The following is a 20,834-nucleotide window of genomic DNA, read 5'->3' as shown; positions in this document are numbered from 1 at the left end:
CAAGTTTCCGCCACCGCCGCCGGTGCGCCACTGGATTGTCGGCCGGTCTGTTGCCATCATGGCGGGGGGTCGCAGGGGAGCTACTGATGTCCTGCGAACAGAAGTCCACCGATCAGAGAATACGCCCGATGTCGCCACCCGCCACGACCACCTCCACCGCTGCAGTCCAGGTGGTTCAGCTGACCGACAGCCACCTCTTTACCGCGCCGGATCAACGCTTGCTGGGGCTGGATACCCTTGCATCGTTGCATGGGGTGATCGACCAGGTATTGGAGGATATGCCACAGATCGATCTGGTGCTGGCCACCGGTGATATCACCCAGGATGGAGAGGAGCCGGCCTATCAGCGGTTTATCGAGGCCATGACCCGGCTGCCCGCGCCGTGGCACTGGATTCCCGGCAACCACGATGATGCGGCGCGCATGGCACAACTTGGCGCTGGCCATGATTTCAATCAGCCCTGGGTGGATGCTGGTGCCTGGCGCATAGTGCTGCTGGACTCCAGCGTGCCGGGCTCGGTCGGCGGTCATCTTGATGAGCGTCAGCTGCTGCGGTTGGACGAAGCGCTGGCGACGGCGGGCGAGCGTTATCTGATGGTCTGCCTGCATCATCATCCAGTACCGATCGGCAGTGCCTGGATGGAGCCGCTGGGGCTGGACAACAGCGAGCAATTGTTCGCCCGGCTGGATGCCGACCCCCGCGTGCGCGTGGTGCTCTGGGGGCACATACATCAATATCTGGATCAGCAGCGCGGACATATCCGTCTGCTGGCATCGCCTTCTACCTGTGTGCAGTTCGCCGTCGGCAGTGATGACTTCGCCACCGATGCGCAGCCCCCCGGCTATCGCTGGTTGCGCTTGCATGGCGATGGCCGCGTCGAGACCGCGGTATCGCGCCTGCCGGCTGGCTGCTTTGTGCCGGCGGATGGCGCATCTGGTTACTAGCACCTTTCCCCGCCGGGTGCGCCAGCACTGGCGACATACCGGCGCCGCAGATAGGATACTATGCTGATTTGCCCCGGCGGGAGGCTGTACCCGCCAGAATGACCAAGGAAACCCAGACACTCTATGTCCCAATCGTCCTATAACGCCGATGATATTGAAGTTCTCAGCGGTCTGGACCCGGTGCGTCGTCGCCCGGGCATGTATACCGACACCACCCGCCCCAACCACCTGGCCCAGGAAGTCATCGACAACAGTGTCGATGAGGCGCTGGCCGGGCACGCCCGGACGGTCACGGTCATCCTGCATCAGGACAACGCGCTGGAGGTGATCGACGATGGCCGGGGCATGCCGGTGGATATTCATCCCGAGGAAGGTGTGTCCGGGGTCGAGCTGATTCTCACGCGACTACACGCTGGCGGTAAGTTCTCCGGCAAGAATTACCAGTTCTCAGGCGGCCTGCACGGGGTGGGCATCTCCGTGGTCAATGCCCTGTCGCTGCGCCTGGAGGTGCGGGTGCGCCGCGATGGCCAGGAATACGCTATCGCCTTCGAGCATGGCGACAAGGTCAGCGAACTGGAAGTCGTCGGCACCGTGGGCAAGCGCAATACCGGCACCACGGTCAAATTCTGGCCCGACGGCAAGTATTTCGATACTTCCAAGTTCAACATCAACCGCCTGCTGCATCTGCTCAAGGCCAAGGCAGTGCTGTGCCCTGGCCTGCGCGTCGAATTTGATGATCGCCAGTCCGGTGAGAAAACCACCTGGTTTTACGAAGATGGCCTGCGGGATTATCTGGTGGATGCCTGCGCCCAATGGCCGAGCCTGCCGGAGGCTCCTTTCACCGGTGCACTGGCTTCCAGCAAGGAAGCGGTGGATTGGGCGCTGTTCTGGCTGCCCGAAGGGGGCGAGCTGGTGCAGGAAAGCTATGTCAACCTGATTCCCACCGCCCAGGGCGGAACCCATGTCAACGGTTTGCGCTCCGGCCTGCTGGAGGCGATCCGCGAGTTCTGCGAGTTTCGCAGCCTGCTGCCCCGTGGCGTCAAGCTGGCGCCGGAGGACATCTGGGAGCGGGTCAGCTATGTGCTCTCGGTGAAGATGGCCGAGCCGCAGTTTTCGGGGCAGACCAAGGAGCGTCTGTCGTCCCGCGAATCCGCCTCCTTCGTGTCCGGGGTGATCAAGGATGCCTTCAGTCTGTGGCTGAACCAGCACGCCGATATTGGTCAGCAGATCGCCGAAATGGCCATCGACCATGCCAGCCGGCGGCTCAAGGCCAGCAAGAAGATCGAGCGCAAACGCATCACCCAGGGGCCGGCGCTGCCGGGCAAGCTGGCTGACTGCGCCGGGCAGGATAGCCGTCGCTCGGAGCTGTTTCTGGTGGAAGGTGACTCGGCCGGCGGCAGTGCCAAACAGGCGCGGGACAAGGAGTTCCAGGCAATCATGCCGCTGCGCGGCAAGATCCTCAATACCTGGGAAGTCGATTCCGGCCAGGTGCTGGCCTCCCAGGAAGTGCACAACATTGCCATCGCCATCGGCGTTGATCCGGGCTCGCCGGACCTGACGCAGTTGCGCTACGGCAAGATCTGTATTCTCGCCGATGCCGACTCCGACGGCTTGCACATTGCCACGCTGCTGTGCGCGTTGTTCGTCCGGCATTTCCGCCCGCTGGTGGAGGCTGGTCATGTATTCGTCGCCATGCCGCCGCTGTATCGCGTGGATATCGGCAAAGATGTTTTCTACGCGCTGGATGATGCCGAGAAGAGCGGGATCATCGACCGCATCGAAGCCGAGGGCAAGCGCGGGAAGGTTCAGGTCACCCGTTTCAAGGGGCTGGGGGAAATGAATCCGCTGCAGCTGCGCGAAACCACCATGGCGCCGGATACCCGTCGGCTGGTGCAGCTCACCATCGATGACTTTCAGGGTACTGAAGCGCTGATGGACATGCTGCTGGCGAAGAAGCGCGCCTCGGATCGCAAGCAGTGGCTGGAAAGCAAGGGTAATCTGGCCGAGGTGCTGATCTGATGCCGGATCGCTCGGCATGAATCCGCCGCCGGACCGCCGACTGGGTACCATCATGCTGGTGCTGGCCTGGATTGCCGGGCTGGCGCTCGCAGCGCAGTGGTTTTCCGGTCTGGAAGAACGCCGTCGCAACCCCAACCAGGCGCCGGTGTCGTTGCAGGTCGACGAGACGGTGGAGGTGCGTCTGGAACGTAACCGCCACGGTCATTATCTTGCCGCGGGTCAGATCAATGGCCAGCCGGTGACCTTCCTGTTGGATACCGGGGCTACCTTCGTCGCGGTGCCGGCGAGCCTTGCCGAGCGCCTCGGGTTGTCGCGGGGCAATCCGATCATGGTCAATACCGCCAACGGCATGACCGAAAGCTGGAGCACCCGCATCGATACGCTGCAGCTGGGCGATATACGTCTGCACGATGTCAGCGCCGGCATCGTGCCGGGGATCCTCGGCGAGGATGTACTGCTGGGTATGAGTGCCCTGAAGCAGCTGGATTTCAGCCAACAGGGCGGCGAACTGATTTTGCGTCAACACTACGGGAGGCACTGAATGATCAGCTGCCTCGCCAGCATTATTCAGTATCTCCCTCAATTTATAGAGAGTAAGTATGAGTGACAGTCTGGATCTGAGCCTGGAAGGCGTTGAGCGCCGCTCGCTGTCGTCGTTTACCGAAGAAGCCTATCTGAACTACTCCATGTACGTGATCATGGACCGCGCGCTGCCGCATATCGGTGACGGGCTCAAGCCGGTGCAGCGACGAATCGTTTACGCCATGAGCGAACTGGGCCTGTCGGCCCTGTCCAAGCACAAGAAGTCGGCGCGTACGGTGGGCGACGTGCTAGGTAAGTATCACCCTCACGGCGACTCGGCCTGCTACGAAGCCATGGTGCTGATGGCGCAGCCGTTCTCCTACCGCTATCCGCTGGTGGACGGGCAGGGCAACTGGGGCGCCCCGGATGATCCCAAGTCCTTCGCCGCCATGCGTTACACCGAGGCGCGTCTGGCCCGTTACAGCGAAGTGCTGCTGACCGAGTTGGGACAGGGCACGGTGGATTGGCAGCCAAACTTCGACGGCACCATGGAAGAACCCATGGTGTTGCCGGCGCGGTTGCCCAACCTGCTGCTCAACGGCACCACCGGTATTGCCGTCGGTATGGCCACTGACATTCCGCCGCACAACCTGCGTGAGGTAGCCGCCGCCTGTGTGCGACTGCTGGATGAGCCGGGTGCCGGGCTGGATGAGTTGATGGAGCATATCCAGGGGCCGGATTTCCCGACCGAAGCCGAGATCATCACTCCGCGCCGCGAGTTATTGAACCTGTACGCCACCGGCCGCGGCTCGGTGCGTTGCCGCGCGGTCTGGACCCGTGAGGATGGCGATATCGTGATTACCGCCTTGCCGCATCAGGTCTCCGGGGCGCGGGTCATAGAGCAGATCGCTGCGCAGATGCAAGCCAAGAAGTTGCCGCTGGTTGCCGACCTGCGAGACGAGTCGGATCATGAAAACCCCACGCGCATGGTTATCGTGCCGCGCTCCAATCGGGTGGATGCCGAGGAGTTGATGCAGCATCTGTTCGCCACGACCGATCTGGAGCACAGCTACCGCGTCAACATGAACGTGATCGGCACCGATGGCCGCCCGGCGGTCAAGGATCTGCGTGGTCTGATCAGTGAATGGCTGGGCTTCCGGATCACCACGGTGCGGCGGCGTCTGCAGTTTCGCCTGGACAAGGTGCTGGCCCGCCTGCACCTGTTGGACGGCTTGCTGGTGGCCTTCCTCAACCTGGATGAGGTAATCGAGATCATCCGCAGCGAGGAGCATCCCAAGGCGGAACTCATGGCTCGCTTCGATTTGAGCGAGCTGCAGGCCGACTACATCCTCGATACCCGCCTGCGGCAGTTGGCGCGGCTGGAGGAAATGAAGATCCGTGGCGAGCAGGATGCGCTGGCCAAGGAGCGTGACCAATTGCAGAAGGTGCTGGGCAGCGAGAAGCTGTTGCGCAAGACGGTGCGCGGCGAGTTGCTGGCTGACGCCGAAACCTACGGCGACGACCGCCGCTCCCCGCTGGTTGAACGCCAGGAAGCCCGCGCCCTGTCGGAAACCGATCTGGTACCGGCCGAGGCGGTGACTGTGGTGTTATCGGAGAAGGGCTGGGTGCGGTGTGCCAAGGGGCATGAGGTTGATGGCGCGGGGCTGTCCTACAAGGCTGGCGACAGTTTCCGCGCCCAGGCCAGCGGGCGTTCCAACCAGCAGGCGGTGTTCCTCGATTCCACCGGCCGCAGCTATTCGCTGATGGCGCACAGCCTGCCTTCGGCCCGGGGGCAGGGCGAGCCGCTGACCGGTCGTCTGAGCCCACCGCCGGGTGCCGAGTTCGTTGGCATACTGGTGCCGGAAGATCAGCAGCTGTATCTGCTGGCGTCTGATGCCGGTTACGGTTTTGTGGTGCAAGGCGCAGATCTGCAAGCCAAGAACAAGAACGGCAAGGCGCTGTTGAGCTTGCCCGAAGGTGGCAAGGTCATCGCACCGGTGCCGGTCAAACAGCGCGACAGTGATCAGGTGATCGCCATCTCCAACGAGGGTCGATTGCTGGTATTCCCGCTCAAGGACTTGCCGCAACTGTCCAAGGGCAAGGGCAACAAGATTCTGTCGATTCCGTCGGCACGGGTGAAGAGCCGTGAGGAGTTCCTGCTGGCGCTGGCATTGCTGCCCGAAGGGGCGAGCGCGGTGCTGACCGCCGGTAAACGGACCCTGACACTGAAGCCGGCCGATCTGGAGCACTATCGCGGCGAACGCGGCCGCCGCGGTAACAAGCTACCCCGCGGCTTCCAGAAAGTGGATGCGCTGCAGATAGAGGATGGCGTGTAAGGCGGCATCCTGCCTGGGTCGTCGAGCATCAGCTCGACGAGTGGTGTTGGCCGGCACCGCGGTAACGCAGGCTAACCCTGGTAGGAGCGGGTGCTCGAATCTCCCGTGGTTTGGCATGCCGGTCGCCGCTCGGCCGGCTTCCATCCCGGCCAGCGGCGTTTCTCGCGCTCAGTCTTGCTGTTTGCCCAGCACTTCCAATTGCTGTTCCAGCTGTCTCTGGTAGGGCTCTCGCAAGCGCTCTACACAATAAATGCCTGGCGGGGTGGCCAGCCTGCGTAGCACGGCCCGGTCTCTGATCAGCGCGTCGTTGGCGAGTTCGGCATCCAGCAACAGCAGGTTGCGGCTGTACTGCATGCGTTCAAGCATCTGCGCACAATCCGGTACCTGCTCCGTCAGATCATCAGGCGCAATATCTGCACAGGGTGCATGACACAGGGCGATCTGCAGATGCAGGGCGACTCCGGTGTCGGCAATCTGGACCTGCAACTCATGACCCAGCACGCGCATCAACTCGCCACAGCACAGGGCGTCGCCGAGCTGATCGGTGTCCGATGGATGAAAGAACACCAGGCTGGTGCCGTCCTGCAGGGTATGCAACTGGCCGCCGCAGGCGCGGCTGGCCTGCTCCAGTTGCTCGCGGTAGCGCTCCAGCAGCCCGAGCAGACGCGGGCGGGGCAGACGGTGCAGGGTATGATGATTGCCCAGACGGATGGCCAGCACCGTGCTGGCAGGCGCCGGCATGGCAGCTGCTTCCGGCAGTTCGTCGAGTTGCTCGCTGAGCATGGCAGCGGCTTCGGTGTCCTCGGTATCGATTGGTGCGGTGGGAGGCGCATCGGCTGCAGTTGCCAGCTCATCGCTCGTTAATGCGTCGATATCAGCTTCATCAACCTCACGCTCAGGCTGGTCTTCAGGCGTGGATTCGGCAGTGTCAGCCGTGACGCTATCTGGTTCCTCAGCCGGGTCTTCCAGCAGCGTTTCATCGAACACTTCCTCCTCAGGCTCCGGTTCGGGCTCGGGTTCCGGCAGCGGCGGCAGATCGACAATGCGGCGCTCGGCAAGGCGTCTGGCCAGGTCGCCCAGTTCGTCGGAGCGGGTCATGCCCGGGGGCGCTATACCGGAATCGCCATACCAGTTGCCCAGCCCGGCCAGCACGCGGCGCATGCCCGCGCCCAGGCGCCAGGCAATCAGGCCGGCGATGATGATCAGCAGTACCAGGGCCCAGATCAGACGTTGCAGCAGGTTGGCCGAAGGTGCGGTGAAGGGTGTTTTCGCCAGGCTCAGATGCAGCCGGCCAATGAGTTCATCCTGAAAATGCACGGCGGCGATGAATTCGCCCTGACCGGGGGCCAGATTATCGGCGGGCGGCTTTTGCCCGGCCTGGGCGACGATGCGGTTGCTGCCTGCCGCGGTCAGGCTGGTATGCGCAATCAATGGGCTTTGTGTCCATTGGGCCAGGGTGATGTTCAGGCTCAAGGTGTCATTGGCCGCCAGCGGATCGGCTATCAGGGTAGCAATCTGTCGGGCCAGCTCGCTGCCGGTCCGGTCTGCCTGGGTGGCGATGTCGCGCTGCAGCTGAACCTGACCGAACCAGAGCACCAGTACGAGTATCAGCAGCAATGGGACAAGAGTCAGCAGTATCAGCGTGCCTGGCAACTTGAGTCGCTTGTTACGCAGGGAAGCGTGGCCACGCAGAAACAGATTGTCGGATGAACTCGGTGTGTGATTCAAAATGGTCTCGATCGGTAGATTGGCGGCAGGGACACGAACAGGTGACAGTATAGCCAGTCGCCGCAGGTGGAAGAAGGCGGGCGCTGGGATGAGTCGGGCATTTGCGGGTAGAATAGCGAACTTTGTTTTCTGACTGGAGCGGTCCCTTGAAGGAAATTGTCCTGATCAACATCACCGGTCCCGATCGCCCTGGCCTGACGGCAGCTATCACCGGCATTCTGGCGCGGGCAAATGTCAAGATTCTTGATATCGGGCAGGCTGTTATCCATGACACTCTGTCGTTCGGCATCCTGGTGGAAATGGCGGGTGAGGACGGTCTTTCTGACGTGTTGAAAGACGTTTTGTTCCGCGGCTACGAGCTGGATCAGCAGGTGCGCTTCACGCCAGTGAGCGCTGAGGAGTATAGCCGCTGGGTTACTGGGCAGGGCAAGCCACGGCATATCGTCACGCTGCTGGCACGTCGGGTTACCGCCGAGCATATTGCTCGGGTCAGTGAGATTACGGCCCGTTACGGTCTGAACATAGACCATATCGATCGTCTTTCCGAGCGTATTCCCGAGGGCATGCCGAGTGATCAGGGCAAGGGCTGCATCGAGTTCTCGGTGCGCGGAGAGCCGGCCGATCCTGCGGCGCTGCGCACCGAGTTCCTGGCCATTTCCCAGGAGCTGAATGTCGATATCGCCTTCCAGCAGGACAGCGTGTTCCGCCGCAATCGCCGGCTGGTGGTCTTTGATATGGACTCCACCCTGATCGACGCCGAAGTGATCGATGAGCTGGCCAAGGCGGCCGGGGTTGGTGATCAGGTTGCCGAGATCACCGAACGGGCGATGCGTGGCGAGTTGGATTTCAAGGCCAGCTTCCGCGAGCGCATGGCATTGCTCAAGGGGCTGCCGGTCAGTGTGCTGGAGGAAATCGGCCAGTCGCTGCGGTTGACCGAAGGTGCGGAAACGCTCATCGCCCAGCTACGCCGGCTGGGTTACAAGACCGCTATCCTGTCCGGCGGCTTCAGTTATTTCGCCGAAGGGCTGCAGCAGCGTCTGGGCATCGACTATGTCTATGCCAACGCCTTGCCGACCGAAGATGGACTGGTGACGGGTGAGGTGCTGGAACCCATCGTCGACGGCCAGCGCAAGGCCGATCTGCTGCGGGAATTGGCCCAGCGCGAGGGCATCAGCCTGGAGCAGACCATTGCTGTTGGCGACGGCGCTAACGATCTGCCAATGCTGTCCATCGCCGGCCTCGGTGTGGCCTTCCGCGCCAAGCCGCTGGTCAAGCAGTCGGCTAAACAGGCGATCTCCACTCTGGGCCTGGATGGCATTCTCTATCTGCTGGGCTTCCGCGATCGGGAAGGGTTCTGACGCTGCAAGAGGCCCGCGGGATATTTGGAAGACTGGCTTTCTGTGGAAGATTCCACGGCCTGGCCAGTCTTCCAGACTGCTTCTTGAGGGCAGTTCAGGGAGCCGGGCAGCTCACTCCCCCGAGAAATTGAAGTTCATGCTGTCAGCGGGTGGTTGCAGATAATCGCCCTGGATGTAATTGACCCCAGCCTGCCATAGCGTTGGCATCATGGTGGCGCTGCTGACGTTGGAGACGATGGTCAGTTTGCCTTGGCCATGCAATGTCGTGACCATTTCCTTGAGTTGCTCCACCGCTGCGGGTGTGGACAGGTCCCGGCTGAAGGCGTCGTCGATCTTCACGTAATCGACCGGCAGGTGTTTGAGTATCGCGTAGGGGTTGAGCGCGCCGCCGAAATGGCTGAGCGCGATCCGCGCGTGGATGGAGCGCAGCGCTTCGGCCAGTACCTTGGCGTGCTTCAGGTAATGGTTGGCTTCGGCATCGTTGAACTGGAATACCAGTGCTTCGGCTGACAACCGGCTTTCCTTCAGCAGCGTGGAGATCCACTGCACAATTTCCGGATCCTGCAGGCTGGCATTGCTCAGGCTCAGCACCAGCCGGGTATCCGCGCCTTTGCTGCGGTGCTGGGCGAGCAGTTTGACGGCCCGGGCGATCAGCCAGCGATCAATGTCCATGGCCAGACCAGATTCCAGCGCCGCAGTATAGAATTCCGCGCTGGGGATCTCCTCGCCCTGGCTGTTGAACAGTCGGAGAATGGTTTCGTAATGCTCGGCACTGTCCCCGCGCAGGCTGATCACGGGCTGGAACTGCAGGCTGAACCCATCGGTTTCCAAAGTGTGGCGGATCAGGGCGATGATATTGCCCCGGTTGGCCTGCTGCGCCAGCTCTTCGAGCGGATTGAATACCTTGATGGTATTACCACCGGCCTGGCTGATCTGCTCGGCCAGGCGATGGGCCCGCTCGATGGCCAGCGTCGGCTCCGGGTGAGTCTCGCTGATGCAGGAGACGCCGATGCTGACGGTGATCTGGATGGTGCGGCCATTGGCCTCGAACAGGTTGCCTTCGACCTGCTTCAGCAATTCTCCGAGCTGAGCGGTGACCGCCTCCGGTTCCTTGCCCTCGATCAGTACGCTGCAGGCGTCGTCACTGAAGCGGGCCAGCAGGGTGTTTTCGGGGAAGAATCGCCGCAGGATCTGCGCCAGGTCAGCCAGGATCAGATCCGAGCCGCCGATCCCGATGTCGCTCTGCAGCACGTTGAAGTTGTCGATGCTCAGGTATGCCAGGGTGCTGGGCTGGCTGTTATGGACGGCCAGCTCGCTGATGTGGTCCAGCTGTTCCTGAAACCAGGACCGGTTGAACAGTCCGGTCACCAGATCATGGCTGGCCATGGCCTTGAGCTTTTCTTCGAACTCGGCGCTGGCTGTTTCGGCCCGAATGACCACTTGGGTGCAGGGCTCGCCGTCGTAGTTCGCCGGCGAAAAGCTGAGCATGATCGGGAACTCCTTCCCCTCGCTGTCCCGCGCAGTGCAGCGCAGTTCGCTCTGGTCGCCGCGGGTGGCGTAATGGCGGAGAAAATCCTTGAAGGTGTGCTGGTCCTTGGCGGCGATCAGGCCGACCATGGGTTCGGCGGCCAGGTCGTCCGCATCATCGTAGCCAAACAGCCGGCTATAGGAACGGTTGGCGTAAATGTGCATGCCATCCAGCACATAGGCGATAGCGTCCACCGAGCTGTCCAGCAGTAGCTGACAGCGCTTCTCCGTTTCGCGCAGGGATTGTTCGGCAATGCGCCGCTGGCGTCGGGCCGTGAGGTTGGTCAGCTCGCGTTTGACGACGAGGACAATCAGGCTGTCGGCGCTGACCAGTACGGTATCCTGCATGCCGCAGCGCATGGCCTCGGTACGGGTATCGACATCAATCTGGTCGGTCAGCAGGATGAAAGGCACATCATGGGACTGGCTGATGATCTGGCAGGCTTCCTGCGCCGTCATGTAACTGGTTTCGGGGCAGGCCAGGCACAGATCCCAGGTCTGCTGCAAGGATTCCTGCAGATCTTCGCGAGAGGTGACCCGATGGGCACGGGTAGCATGCCCCGCGTTGCGCAGAAGGCTTACCAGACGTTCCGCATGGTTTTGCGAGTCGTCCAGAATCAATACTCTTATGGCTTGTGCGTCGATGCCCATGCTAGTCCATTACGTCCAAGTGGCCGCGTCCCTGAGATCCAAGTGGCTGAATTTACAGAGACTTCCACAGGGAGTCAAAGTCATCCTCGGTGGCGATGCTGAAACTTGTGCTATCGGTCTCGCTTTTGCCGGCGGTTTTCTCTGCCTGGCCCAATATGTGATGCTCGAATTGGCTGAAGCTGCCGGTGGCCGTCACCCGGTCGGCCAATTGCGCGCGCAACTCCTGGCCGCCCAGGCACAGCATCACCTTATGGTTGACCTGAAAGGGCAGGCGTGGGGTGAGCAGCGTTGGCGGACGAGCGATAGCAGTGACTTCCGGCAGCAGCAGAGCGCGCAGGTAGCGGCTCGGCTGCTCGGTCTTGCGCAGCAGTTTGACAGCGCAGGGTGTGCAATGCGGAGCGATAAGCTCGATGCCCATCTGGGTACCGCCGCCGCGCACCTGGCGAATCCAGCGGACCACCGCCAGGCTCCAGCTCTGGTCGCTCTGCTCCTGTACACCCAGCAATTCGCCGGCCTGCAACTGTTTGGGCACCTCACGTGGCCAGGTCAGGCAGAAGCCGCCGGGGCTGTGGTTGACGATACGCAGGTTGTGGACCGGGTAATGTTCAGAGTTCTCTTCCTCGCTGGGTTCGTTCGGACTGTGGTAGTTGATCTTTTCCACATCCGGCGCCCACTCGATGTCCTTGTCGCCATCGAAGGCGTTACTCCAGCCTTCCTGGGCAGCACGGCGGCTGCTGTCGGAGAAGGGGTTGCTGTCCTCGGCATTCATGAACTGCGAGAAGCTCTTGCCGGCGATCTGGAAATGGGTGGCGCTCATGCCGATGGTGACGCGCAGCTCACCGCGGCCCGGCATGCGGTTGAAGGTCCTTTCGGCGAGATCGCCCCAGGACTGGCTGACATGCTGCAATAGCTCCACGCCCAGGCCTTCGGGCACCCGCAAGCGGTTGCGGGCCGGTTCGTTGTCGAGCAGATACTGCTTGATGGTGTCGACCAGCTGTCGGGTATCAAGGCCCAGGCTGCCGGTGAGATCCTCGTCCAGCACCAGCGAGCGGTAGCGGGGCGGGCAGTCCATGTCCGGATTGATGATGAACAGTGCATCGGTGGACTCTGCTTCAGTCAATCTGACCAGGCTGCTCCAGTCTTCCAGCTGGGCAAACAGTTTGCCCATGGCGCTCTGGCGGATCTGGTTGGGCCGGGCGGAGCCCATGAGCAGTACTGTCAGATAGGTTCGCTCGATACTGAGGTGCTTGCCATCGAGACTTTCCGGATCGCTGACCGGTGTCTGATGCAGATCGCGTTTGCGGGCGAGCAGGTACAGTTGGTGAATTTCCAGCCAGATACCATCGGCCACCGGGCAATACAGTTGATAGGCGCGCAGCAATGGGCCGCTCAAGGAGCGAATGGCGCGCTGGATGGCCAGTGACATGAGCTCTTCGCGATCGCGGTTCTTCATGCCGGCCTCCTGGCCCACCACAATCTTGTAGCCGTTGGCCAGGTGATTCTGCAGCGACTGGGAGAGATTGGCCACCTTGCGCGGGCGGTCTTCGAGAACGATCGACTGGCCCAGATAATAGCGTGCCAGGGCGGAGCAGACGTAATGCACGCTGGGGCGGATCTGCTCCAGCATGGCCAGGCGCTTGTCGGGGGCGACTTGCAACTGGTTGAGTTCGATCAGCCCCTGGTAGAGCTGGCGTGCGGTCTCGCCGATGTTGGCCTTGGGCAGATTGGCAAGCCAGTCGATAATGCCCTTTTCGCTGCCATCGGCAAAAGACAGGGACGTGAGAGTCTGCTGTGGCACCCGCAGATTCAGGGTGTGCGCCGTGTTATCCATAACATTTTTCTTCCGTTGCAGCCCTTTCAGGCTAAATCGAGAACGAATCAATCTGGAGTCCCATACATGCGTCACACCTTGATGATGTTTTGATCACAATGTAGCAGCTGGCCCCAACCCAAGCGAAGGGGTACGGGTAAAGCGGTCTGCTACTGACTGATCAATGTGGGCGGCAATGGCGTCTTGCTGGTTGCCCCTGCGACCTCTCTTACCAGGCGGGGTACCAGGAAGCCCGGCAACCTTGCCAACAGCTCCCCGGACAGTCGTCTGGCGGTATCATCGTCCACATGAAAATGCTGCGCTCCCTTCACATGATCCAACACATGAAGATAGTAAGGCAAAACGCCATTATCGCCTAGCGCTTCGCTGAGAGCGACCTGCGCCTCGATATTGTCATTGACGCCGCGCAGCAACACGGCCTGGTTGAGCAGCATGACTCCCGCCTGGCGCAAGGTCTGGATGGCGCTGCCCAACTGGCTGTCCAGCTCATTGGCATGATTGCAATGCAGCACCATGCTGACCGGTAGCCGGGTGCCGCACAGCGCGTCGATCAGCTCACTGGTGACCCGTTGGGGAATGACCACCGGCAGCCGAGTATGTACTCGCAGCCGACGCACATGGGCGATGTCGGCGATTTCCCGCGTCAGCCAGGCCAGGCGCCGGTCACTTGCCGCGAGGGGATCGCCGCCGCTGTAGATGACCTCAGCGATGCTGTCATCCTGGCGGATATAGTCCAGCGCCTCACGCCACTCGTCGGTGCTCAGGTTATTGTCTTCATAGGGAAAGTGCCGCCGGAAACAGTAGCGGCAGTTGACCGCACAGCCACCGCTGACCACCAGCAACAGCCGTCCGTGGTACTTGTGGATAATGCCCGGGCGGGCGTTGGTCTGTTGTTCCCCAAGCGGGTCGAGTACGAAATCCGGATGCTCCAGCAATTCCTCTCCGACCGGCAATACCTGACGGAGCAGGGGGTCGGTGGGGTTGCCGCGCTGCATACGGCTTAAATAAGGCTCGGGTACGCGCAGGGAAAAGTCGGCACTGGCGGCGCGAGCGGGCCCGAGTAGGGCTGGGTCCAGGTCGAGGCGGCTCAGCAGTATCCGTGGGTCGGTAATGCTGCCGGCCAGCAGACTTTGCCAGTTGACAGACTCAACAGGCGCTAAAGATCCATGTATCATTGGCGTTTTTCCGCGCATGGGTGACAGGGCATCCGTCGGACGTTGCGAGCAACGTCAGGCAGCAACCATCGGTCGGCGCGATTTCGGATGTATCCGTTCAAACTGTAAGTGGGAAATCTATGGCCAACTATTCTACCAACGAATTCAAGCCGGGTCTTAAAGTCATGCTCGACGGCGATCCTTGTGCGATCCTCGAGAACGAGTACGTCAAACCCGGCAAGGGACAGGCCTTCAACCGGGTCAAGGTGCGCAACCTGAAAACCGGCCGGGTCAACGAGCGGACCTTCAAGTCAGGAGATTCCCTGGAAGGCGCCGACGTGATGGACCGCGATATGGAATACCTGTACACCGACGGGGAATTCTGGCATTTCATGGCCACTGACGGTTCCTTCGAACAGTTTGGTGCCGACGAGAAGGCCGTGGGTGATACCTCCAACTGGCTGAAAGAGCAGGTCATCTACACTGTCACCTTGTTCAACGGGGCGCCGATCGCAGTGACTCCGCCGAACTTCGTCGAGCTGGAAGTGGTCGAGACCGATCCGGGTGTGCGTGGTGATACCTCCGGCGGCGGCACCAAACCGGCCAAGCTGGTCACGGGCGCGGTGGTCAAGGTACCGCTGTTCATCAACGTGGGCGACGTGCTCAAGGTTGATACCCGTACTGCGGACTACGTAGGTCGCGCCTGATATAGGCGCACAGCAACAGACCTTTGAGCGGCCCGCCTCGGATAGAATTCGAGGCGGGCCGCTGCGTTTCAGGACCTCTGGTTTCACTGGTAATTGATTCAAATTACTACAGGGACGCTTTTCTTCCTGCTTATTTATAGCCTTTGCGGGTTCGTTCGTGAGTATCGGAACCGCTTGGCTTGTCAACATATTCCTACACGGCTCAAGCGTGTAAATTGTGAATATCACAACTTGACGGAGCCCTGTGACTTCCATGCCTTTCCTCATTCAATCGGGACCTGACTGACCATGCTGATCAGTTTGCTCGGTATCTTCATCAATGGACTCTGTGCGCCTTTTGTATGGCGCCTTGCGCATCGTCATGCGGGACTGCTGTTGGCGGTGGTTCCGGCGGCCAGCTTCATCTGGTTCGCTCTGCAGGTTCCGGAGATTTCAGGGGGTGGGGCGCTATTCGAAAGCCTGGCCTGGGTCCCGGCGCTGAATATCACTCTGGGTTTGCGACTGGACGGTCTGGCGTTGCTGTTCGCTTTGCTGATTACCGGCATTGGCACGCTGATAGTGATGTATTCCGGCGCCTATCTGCGTGACCATCGGCAACTTGGCCGTTTCTACGCTTACCTGTTGATATTCATGACGGCGATGCTCGGACTGGTGCTGGCTGACGACCTTATAGCCATGTTCGTGTTCTGGGAGGCGACCAGCATTGCCAGCTATCTGCTGATCAGCTTCAACCATGAAAAGGCCGAATCGCGCCGCGCTGCGCTACAGGCTCTGCTGATTACCGGCGGCGGTGGCCTGGCACTGCTGGCGGGCCTGGTGCTGTTGGGGATTGCAACGGATACCTGGCAATTTTCCCAGCTGCAATCCGAGATGGTGCAGGGACATGCGCTGTTCCCGGCGATCATGGTGCTGGTGTTGATCGGTTGTTTTACCAAGTCGGCGCAATTCCCCTTTCATCTCTGGCTGCCCAATGCCATGAACGCGCCCACGCCCGTTTCTGCGTATCTGCATTCCGCCACCATGGTCAAAGCGGGTATCTATCTGCTCGCCCGGCTCAATCCCACATTGGGTGGAGGCACGGGGTGGAGCACGGTACTGATTACCCTCGGGGCATTAACGGCATTGCTGGGCGCCGTTCTGGCGATTCGCCAATATGATCTCAAGCGTATGCTGGCCTATACCACGGTGACCGTACTTGGCCAGCTGACCATGCTTATCGGCACCAATACCAGTTATGGCCTGCAGGCGTTCGTGCTCTACCTGGTAGCGCACTCCTTCTACAAGGGCGCTTTGTTCATGGCGGTGGGGGCCATCGATCATGCCACCGGTACGCGGGATATCCGGCGTTTGAGCGGCCTGTTCACGCTGATGCCGCTCACCGGCATCGCTGTCGGGCTGGCGGCCTTTTCCAACGCCGGCCTGCCACCTTTCTTCGGCTTCATCGCCAAGGAGTTCAAGTACGCCGGCCTGATCGAAATGGGTTCGATTGGCTGGACGGTTACCGTGGTGATGATCCTCACCAATGCGCTGCTGGTGGCTGCTGCGGGCCTGATTTTCCTGAAGACCTTTCTGGGCTCGCCCGGCAAGCTGAGCCACAGCCTACATGAGGTCAGCCCGCTGATGTGGATTGGCCCGCTGCTGCTGGCCGTGGGCGGCTTCGGCCTGGGTGCCGGCAATCAATGGCCGGAAATCTGGCTGGTCAACACCGCGGTGCAGGCCATCGCCAGCGAAGAAGTGGATGTGGGGTTGTACCTATGGGGTGGGATTACCCCTGCGGTCATCGCCAGCGCCCTGACGCTGGGTCTGGGTACGGTGTTCTACTTCAAGGCCGATGCCGTTCGCGCCCTGGCAAACCGGCTGGGAAGCATATGGACATTCAGCGGGGACCTGCTCTGGGACAAACTGCTCAAGCGACTGTTCCGCTTTGCCGGTGCCGTGGCCGCTTTGTTCCAGCACGGGTCGTTGCGTTTGCATATGGCGCTGATGACATTGGTGGTGAGTATCTGCGTGTTGTTCGGCATGCTCATGATGAAAACGACACCCTTCGATGGCCACGCATTATCGGAGGTCAGCCTGCCGGGCGTGATTGGCTGTTTGCTGGCGCTGGGAGGCGCCGCGGGGGCGGCTTTCATGGCTGGGCGCCTGGCGTTGGTGGCATCGCTTGGGGCAAGTGGCCTGGGCCTGGCGTTGTTCTTCGTTTCGATCAACGCGCCGGATGTGGCACTGACGCAACTGATGGTCGAGACCCTGACCGTGGTCTTTCTCGCCATGGTGCTGCGGCGTATGCCGGTAGTGCCGGCCAGTGGTGGGAGTGGCGCCGGTGCGAATATCTGGCATGCCGCCGTGGCGGTGGTTTTCGGACTGGCAGTGACCTTGCTGATCATGACCGCAGTCAGTCAGCCATTGCCGGGTGATCTGGCCGACTGGTTCCTGGTCAACAGCCTGCCGAGTGGGTACGGCAGTAATGTGGTGAATGTCATTCTTGTGGATTTCCGGGCTGTCGATACGCTCGGCGAGATCCTGGTGGTAGCCATCGCTGCGCTGGCGGCATCGACGCTGCTTGGTGTCGGACAACCACCCACAGCCAAGCCCCGTGGCTTGCCCGAATTCAGCTCCCTCATGTTGCGCCAGGGTATGCGCCCGCTGGCAGCCATTCTGTTTCTGGTGTCGCTGGCCATTCTCTGGCGAGGACATAACCTGCCGGGGGGCGGGTTTATCGGCGGGCTGGTCGCTGCGACCGGCTTTACGCTGCTGATAGTAACGTTCGGGCGAGGCATTCAACGCGGACTGGCGCGCATTGCACCGCCGACCATTATTGGTCTGGGGTTGGCTTGCGCCGTCGGTGCAGGGCTATTTGGTCTGGCTGCCGAGCTTTCTTTCATGACTGGGCTCTGGGTTGCACCTTTCGGTGTGAAGCTGGGAACCCCCTTGTTATTCGATCTGGGGGTTTTTCTGACGGTATTCGGTTCGGTCATGCATATGTTGCGCAATCTGATCGGGAGGGCTGTCTGATGGAATGGATCGGTGCCATCACCGCAGGCATCATGGCGGCGCTGGGCGTATGGATGATGCTGGACCGGCATTTGATGCGCGTGGTATTGGGCATTGCGGTTCTGGGTAATGCCATCAACCTGGGGGTGCTGACGGCTGGACGCTTCGCCGGTAGCGAGGCCGCCTTCACCTTCGCTGGCCAGCAGGTGCTGGATTCCGCCAACCCGCTCCCTCAGGCGTTGGTGCTTACCGCCATCGTGATCGGTTTTGCGCTTTTCGTTTTCGCCTTGTCGGTGCTCAAGCGGACCCATGAATTGCATGGCGACAAGGACACTGATCGAGTCAGCCAGGTGACCGAGCGGCCCGCTCCGGATCAGGATGAAGAAGAGCCGTATCCGCCGGCAGAGGATCGCAAGCCATGAACGTGTTGGTTATTCTGCCGATCCTCATTCCATTGACGACGCTATTGCTCGCGTTGCTGGTCAGACGCCACCACGCCTGGGTGACCGTCATCAGCATGACAGGCTCGGCAATATTGTTGCTCGCCGGTATCTATCTGGTTGCTCTGGCCGCCGAGGGCACGGTACTTAGCGCCCAGATGGGGGGCTGGGCTGCGCCCTACGGTATCAGCCTGGTCATAGATCGGTTGTCGGCGGTCATGGTTGCCATCAGTGGGGTAATCGGCTTCGCGACCCTGGTCTATTGCTTCCGGCAGCCGATGCCGGCGGACTTTCTGCGCGATACCCACCTGTTCATTCAGGGCTTGCTGGTAGGCATCTGCGGCGCCTTCGTCACCGCTGACATCTTCAACCTCTACGTCTGGTTCGAAGTTCTGCTGATCGGTTCTTTTGCGCTGATTGCCCTGGGCGGCGGGGAGCGACGCCTGTCGGGGGCGATGACCTACCTGGTGCTGAACATGTTGGCGACGCTGCTGTTCCTGCTCGCGGCGGGTCTGGTGTACGGGGCAACCGGCACGCTGAACATGGGCGAGCTGGCCTTGTTGTTCCGCGCCGATGAAGCCAGTGCCGGAGCATGGTTGGGCGTCATCTTGATGCTGGTTTCCTTTTCTATCAAGGCTGCGCTTTTCCCGTTGTTCGGCTGGCTCCCGGCCAGCTATCACGTGGCCTGGACGCCGGTCTCTGCCTTGTTTGCCGGGCTGCTTACCAAGGTAGGTGTGTACGCACTGATTCGCCTGGTGACATTGCTCTGGCCAGAGCCCGGCGTAGTGCACTCGGTGCTGCTATGGGTCGCCTGCGCCACCATGATCATTGGCGTGCTCGGGGCGGCCGCGCAGACCGAGGTGCGGCGGATATTGTCATTTCATATTGTCAGCCAGGTGGGCTATATGGTGCTCGGGCTGGCCCTGGCGACACCCTTGGCACTGGCCGGGGCGGTCTTCTATCTGATTCATCATATCGTTGTTAAGGCCAATCTGTTCTTCGTCGGCGGCATCGCGGCCAGGTTGAGCGGGTCTGAGCGTCTGGCGGCGATGGGCGGGCTGTATGCCCGGACGCCGTTGCTGGCCATCCTTTTTGCCATCCCGGCGTTGTCGCTGGCGGGCATACCGCCGCTGTCCGGTTTCTGGGCCAAATTCGTCCTGGTCAAGGCCAGCCTGGACGCTGGAATCTGGGTAGCGGCCTTTTTCGCCTTGTTTACCGGGATATTTACCCTGTTATCGATGAGCAAGATCTGGAACGAGACTTTTCTCAAGGCGCACCCCGACCCAGAACGGATTGGCGCGACGGGCAATGGGCCGCGGTCCGCCTGGTTCACAGTCGCCGGGCTGGCAGCGATCACAGTGATGATCGGCCTGGGCGCCGGCCCGGTAATGGATTACGCCATCGCCGCTTCAACCCAGCTGATCGAGGCGCCCGCCTATCTGCAGTTGCTGAACAGAGGAGGCGAATAATGGTGTATCTGCATCTGCTGCTCGCGACGGCGCTGGCCATGCTGCTGGCCCAGGCGAGCCCGCTCTACTGGATGCTGGCGTTTGCCGCGCTGTATCCGCTGTTTCGGCTGGGCGGCCTGGTCAATGGTGCCTGCCGGTTGTATGCAATGCGTATCGAGGCAGGTACCACATTCATCTGCTGGTTTACCTATCAGGTCTTCAGTGCATCGATGAATGTGGCGAAGATGGTCTTGAGCCCACATCGGCAACCCGAGTCCGCTGTAGTCCGCGTACCTTTGCAAACACGGGATAAGCGTTTGGTGACGTTGATTGGCTGCTTGCTCACGCTGACGCCGGGCACGCTGGCATTGGACTACTGGTCGCGCACCGGCGAGATGTTCGTGCACATTCTGGATACCCGCTCGATCGAGTCGGCCACTGGCTCCATTGCAGAAATCGAGAGGCGTCTCATGCGCTGGATCCAACCATTGGGAGGCGGCCGATGAATGTGCTACTGGCTGGACAGTATTGGGTATTGCACCTGGCCGGGGGGATCCTGGTGGTCAGCATGGTGCTGCTGATGTGGCGTCTGCTGGTTGGTCCGAGCAGGCCGGACCGGGCCGTCGCCATGGATGCGTTGACCATGATAGGCGTGGCGGGAGTCACTGTTCTGGCGCTGATAACCAGGCAGCAAGTGCTGCTGGATGTAGCTATCATCCTGGCCATTGTCAGCTTCCTGGGAAGTGCGGCTTTTGCATTACTGTTCCGGGGGGCTCACAGCAGCGACGAGCAGCCGGGACCCCAGCTTCATGAGGACGACAGATGAAAGAGGCCATGGCATTTGCCGGTTCCATATTGATACTGCTCGGCGCACTATTCAGTTTGCTGGGCGCGCTTGGCGTGTGTCGGTTGCCTGATGCCTACAGCCGCATGCATTCAGCGAGCAAGGCCGGCGCACTGGGTGCCATCCTGATATTGCTGGGGGCCCTGTTTGCCACGGGTGGACATGCCTGGTTCAACGTTTTCCTGGCCGTTGCCGTACTTCTGGTTAGCGCACCGATGGCGGCTCATATAATATCGCGTGCCGGCCACATGGCTGGTGTAAGGCCCAAGGTCGGCCCGCTGGGAGATGCTCTCGAGCGCGCCAAGGACCGCAGCAGCAATCGCTGAATGACGCT

16 protein-coding genes are annotated in these 20,834 nt (G+C 61.0%); 12 read left to right on the top strand and 4 right to left on the bottom strand.

The genetic code is table 11. The features are described from left to right. Positions 1-128 precede the first annotated feature (128 nt). From cpdA to parC, 4 genes are all read left to right on the top strand, one after another. Positions 129-944, top strand: coding sequence for a 3',5'-cyclic-AMP phosphodiesterase (gene cpdA, locus DHB74_RS09300; protein WP_499161388.1), 816 nt, complete (start codon positions 129-131; stop codon positions 942-944). A gap of 123 nt (positions 945-1,067) precedes the next feature. Beyond that, a complete protein-coding gene (gene parE / locus DHB74_RS09295) occupies positions 1,068-2,963 on the top strand; it encodes a DNA topoisomerase IV subunit B (protein ID WP_499161265.1) in 1,896 nt (631 codons plus the stop codon). Between the two features lie 16 nt (positions 2,964-2,979). Continuing rightward, entirely contained in the window at positions 2,980-3,504 is a 525-nt protein-coding gene (locus DHB74_RS09290) for a retropepsin-like aspartic protease family protein (RefSeq protein WP_074780183.1), read from the top strand. Between the two features lie 58 nt (positions 3,505-3,562). Further along, on the top strand, positions 3,563-5,821 hold the full coding sequence (gene parC, locus DHB74_RS09285; protein WP_499161264.1) for a DNA topoisomerase IV subunit A: 2,259 nt from the start codon (positions 3,563-3,565) through the stop codon (positions 5,819-5,821). 168 nt (positions 5,822-5,989) lie between these two features. Here the strand turns inward: parC and DHB74_RS09280 are convergent, their stop codons facing one another. Next, positions 5,990-7,549 (bottom strand): hypothetical protein, encoded by a 1,560-nt coding sequence (locus tag DHB74_RS09280; RefSeq protein ID WP_499161263.1) that lies wholly within the window; start codon positions 7,547-7,549, stop codon positions 5,990-5,992. Between the two features lie 146 nt (positions 7,550-7,695). On the opposite strand from DHB74_RS09280, the gene serB reads away from it, so the two are divergent. Beyond that, positions 7,696-8,907 carry a phosphoserine phosphatase SerB gene (gene serB, locus DHB74_RS09275; RefSeq protein ID WP_036990662.1) on the top strand — a complete coding sequence of 404 codons (1,212 nt, stop codon included), beginning with the start codon at positions 7,696-7,698 and terminating at the stop codon, positions 8,905-8,907. A gap of 111 nt (positions 8,908-9,018) precedes the next feature. On the opposite strand, the gene DHB74_RS09270 is transcribed toward serB, so the two are convergent. The 3 genes from DHB74_RS09270 to epmB all read right to left on the bottom strand — a co-directional run bounded on the left by DHB74_RS09270 (position 9,019) and on the right by epmB (position 14,091). Further along, positions 9,019-11,085 (bottom strand): EAL domain-containing protein, encoded by a 2,067-nt coding sequence (locus DHB74_RS09270; protein ID WP_036990661.1) that lies wholly within the window; start codon positions 11,083-11,085, stop codon positions 9,019-9,021. Positions 11,086-11,137: 52 nt separating this feature from the next. After that, positions 11,138-12,916, bottom strand: coding sequence for a cyclic-di-GMP receptor FimW-related protein (locus tag DHB74_RS09265; RefSeq protein WP_499161262.1), 1,779 nt, complete (start codon positions 12,914-12,916; stop codon positions 11,138-11,140). A gap of 149 nt (positions 12,917-13,065) precedes the next feature. Beyond that, positions 13,066-14,091 (bottom strand): EF-P beta-lysylation protein EpmB, encoded by a 1,026-nt coding sequence (epmB, locus tag DHB74_RS09260; protein WP_074780193.1) that lies wholly within the window; start codon positions 14,089-14,091, stop codon positions 13,066-13,068. Between the two features lie 119 nt (positions 14,092-14,210). Here epmB and efp point away from each other — a divergent pair, with 119 nt between their 5' ends. From efp to mnhG, 7 genes are all read left to right on the top strand, one after another. Further along, entirely contained in the window at positions 14,211-14,777 is a 567-nt protein-coding gene (gene efp / locus DHB74_RS09255) for an elongation factor P (protein WP_036990657.1), read from the top strand. Positions 14,778-15,065: 288 nt separating this feature from the next. After that, positions 15,066-17,789 (top strand): hydrogen gas-evolving membrane-bound hydrogenase subunit E, encoded by a 2,724-nt coding sequence (mbhE, locus tag DHB74_RS09250; protein ID WP_499161261.1) that lies wholly within the window; start codon positions 15,066-15,068, stop codon positions 17,787-17,789. Beyond that, positions 17,789-18,190, top strand: a complete 402-nt coding sequence (locus tag DHB74_RS09245) for a sodium:proton antiporter (RefSeq protein ID WP_074780199.1) — start codon at positions 17,789-17,791, stop codon at positions 18,188-18,190. Before mbhE ends, DHB74_RS09245 begins: the two co-directional genes overlap by 1 nt. Then, complete coding sequence (locus DHB74_RS09240; protein ID WP_036990654.1) at positions 18,187-19,677, top strand: proton-conducting transporter transmembrane domain-containing protein; 1,491 nt, start codon at positions 18,187-18,189, stop codon at positions 19,675-19,677. Before DHB74_RS09245 ends, DHB74_RS09240 begins: the two co-directional genes overlap by 4 nt. Beyond that, the gene (locus DHB74_RS09235; protein ID WP_074780203.1) at positions 19,677-20,162 is read left to right on the top strand and encodes a Na+/H+ antiporter subunit E; all 486 of its coding nucleotides are present in this window, start codon (positions 19,677-19,679) and stop codon (positions 20,160-20,162) included. The genes DHB74_RS09240 and DHB74_RS09235 overlap by 1 nt, the downstream gene beginning before the upstream one ends. Continuing rightward, the gene (locus DHB74_RS09230; RefSeq protein WP_036990652.1) at positions 20,159-20,482 is read left to right on the top strand and encodes an MrpF/PhaF family protein; all 324 of its coding nucleotides are present in this window, start codon (positions 20,159-20,161) and stop codon (positions 20,480-20,482) included. The genes DHB74_RS09235 and DHB74_RS09230 overlap by 4 nt, the downstream gene beginning before the upstream one ends. Then, entirely contained in the window at positions 20,479-20,826 is a 348-nt protein-coding gene (gene mnhG / locus DHB74_RS09225) for a monovalent cation/H(+) antiporter subunit G (RefSeq protein WP_036990651.1), read from the top strand. The genes DHB74_RS09230 and mnhG overlap by 4 nt, the downstream gene beginning before the upstream one ends. The last annotated feature ends 8 nt before the right edge of the window (positions 20,827-20,834 follow it).

Origin of the sequence: Pseudomonas sp. G11-1 (assembly GCF_024031555.1) — a bacterium.
GTDB classification, from domain to species: domain Bacteria; phylum Pseudomonadota; class Gammaproteobacteria; order Pseudomonadales; family Pseudomonadaceae; genus Halopseudomonas; species Halopseudomonas bauzanensis.
Note: the sequence above shows the minus strand (reverse complement) of the source record. Positions and strands in the feature narration are given on the sequence as shown.

What these genes read in the sequence shown, in the direction of transcription:
- cpdA (WP_499161388.1), top strand. Translation starts at nt 129, where the DNA reads ATGTCGCCACCCGCCACGACCACCTCCACCGCTGCAGTCCAGGTGGTT.
- parE (WP_499161265.1), top strand. Translation starts at nt 1,068, where the DNA reads ATGTCCCAATCGTCCTATAACGCCGATGATATTGAAGTTCTCAGCGGT.
- DHB74_RS09290 (WP_074780183.1), top strand. Translation starts at nt 2,980, where the DNA reads ATGAATCCGCCGCCGGACCGCCGACTGGGTACCATCATGCTGGTGCTG.
- parC (WP_499161264.1), top strand. Translation starts at nt 3,563, where the DNA reads ATGAGTGACAGTCTGGATCTGAGCCTGGAAGGCGTTGAGCGCCGCTCG.
- DHB74_RS09270 (WP_036990661.1), bottom strand. Translation starts at nt 11,085, where the DNA reads ATGGGCATCGACGCACAAGCCATAAGAGTATTGATTCTGGACGACTCG.
- DHB74_RS09265 (WP_499161262.1), bottom strand. Translation starts at nt 12,916, where the DNA reads ATGGATAACACGGCGCACACCCTGAATCTGCGGGTGCCACAGCAGACT.
- epmB (WP_074780193.1), bottom strand. Translation starts at nt 14,091, where the DNA reads ATGATACATGGATCTTTAGCGCCTGTTGAGTCTGTCAACTGGCAAAGT.
- efp (WP_036990657.1), top strand. Translation starts at nt 14,211, where the DNA reads ATGGCCAACTATTCTACCAACGAATTCAAGCCGGGTCTTAAAGTCATG.
- mbhE (WP_499161261.1), top strand. Translation starts at nt 15,066, where the DNA reads ATGCTGATCAGTTTGCTCGGTATCTTCATCAATGGACTCTGTGCGCCT.
- DHB74_RS09245 (WP_074780199.1), top strand. Translation starts at nt 17,789, where the DNA reads ATGGAATGGATCGGTGCCATCACCGCAGGCATCATGGCGGCGCTGGGC.
- DHB74_RS09240 (WP_036990654.1), top strand. Translation starts at nt 18,187, where the DNA reads ATGAACGTGTTGGTTATTCTGCCGATCCTCATTCCATTGACGACGCTA.
- DHB74_RS09235 (WP_074780203.1), top strand. Translation starts at nt 19,677, where the DNA reads ATGGTGTATCTGCATCTGCTGCTCGCGACGGCGCTGGCCATGCTGCTG.
- DHB74_RS09230 (WP_036990652.1), top strand. Translation starts at nt 20,159, where the DNA reads ATGAATGTGCTACTGGCTGGACAGTATTGGGTATTGCACCTGGCCGGG.
- mnhG (WP_036990651.1), top strand. Translation starts at nt 20,479, where the DNA reads ATGAAAGAGGCCATGGCATTTGCCGGTTCCATATTGATACTGCTCGGC.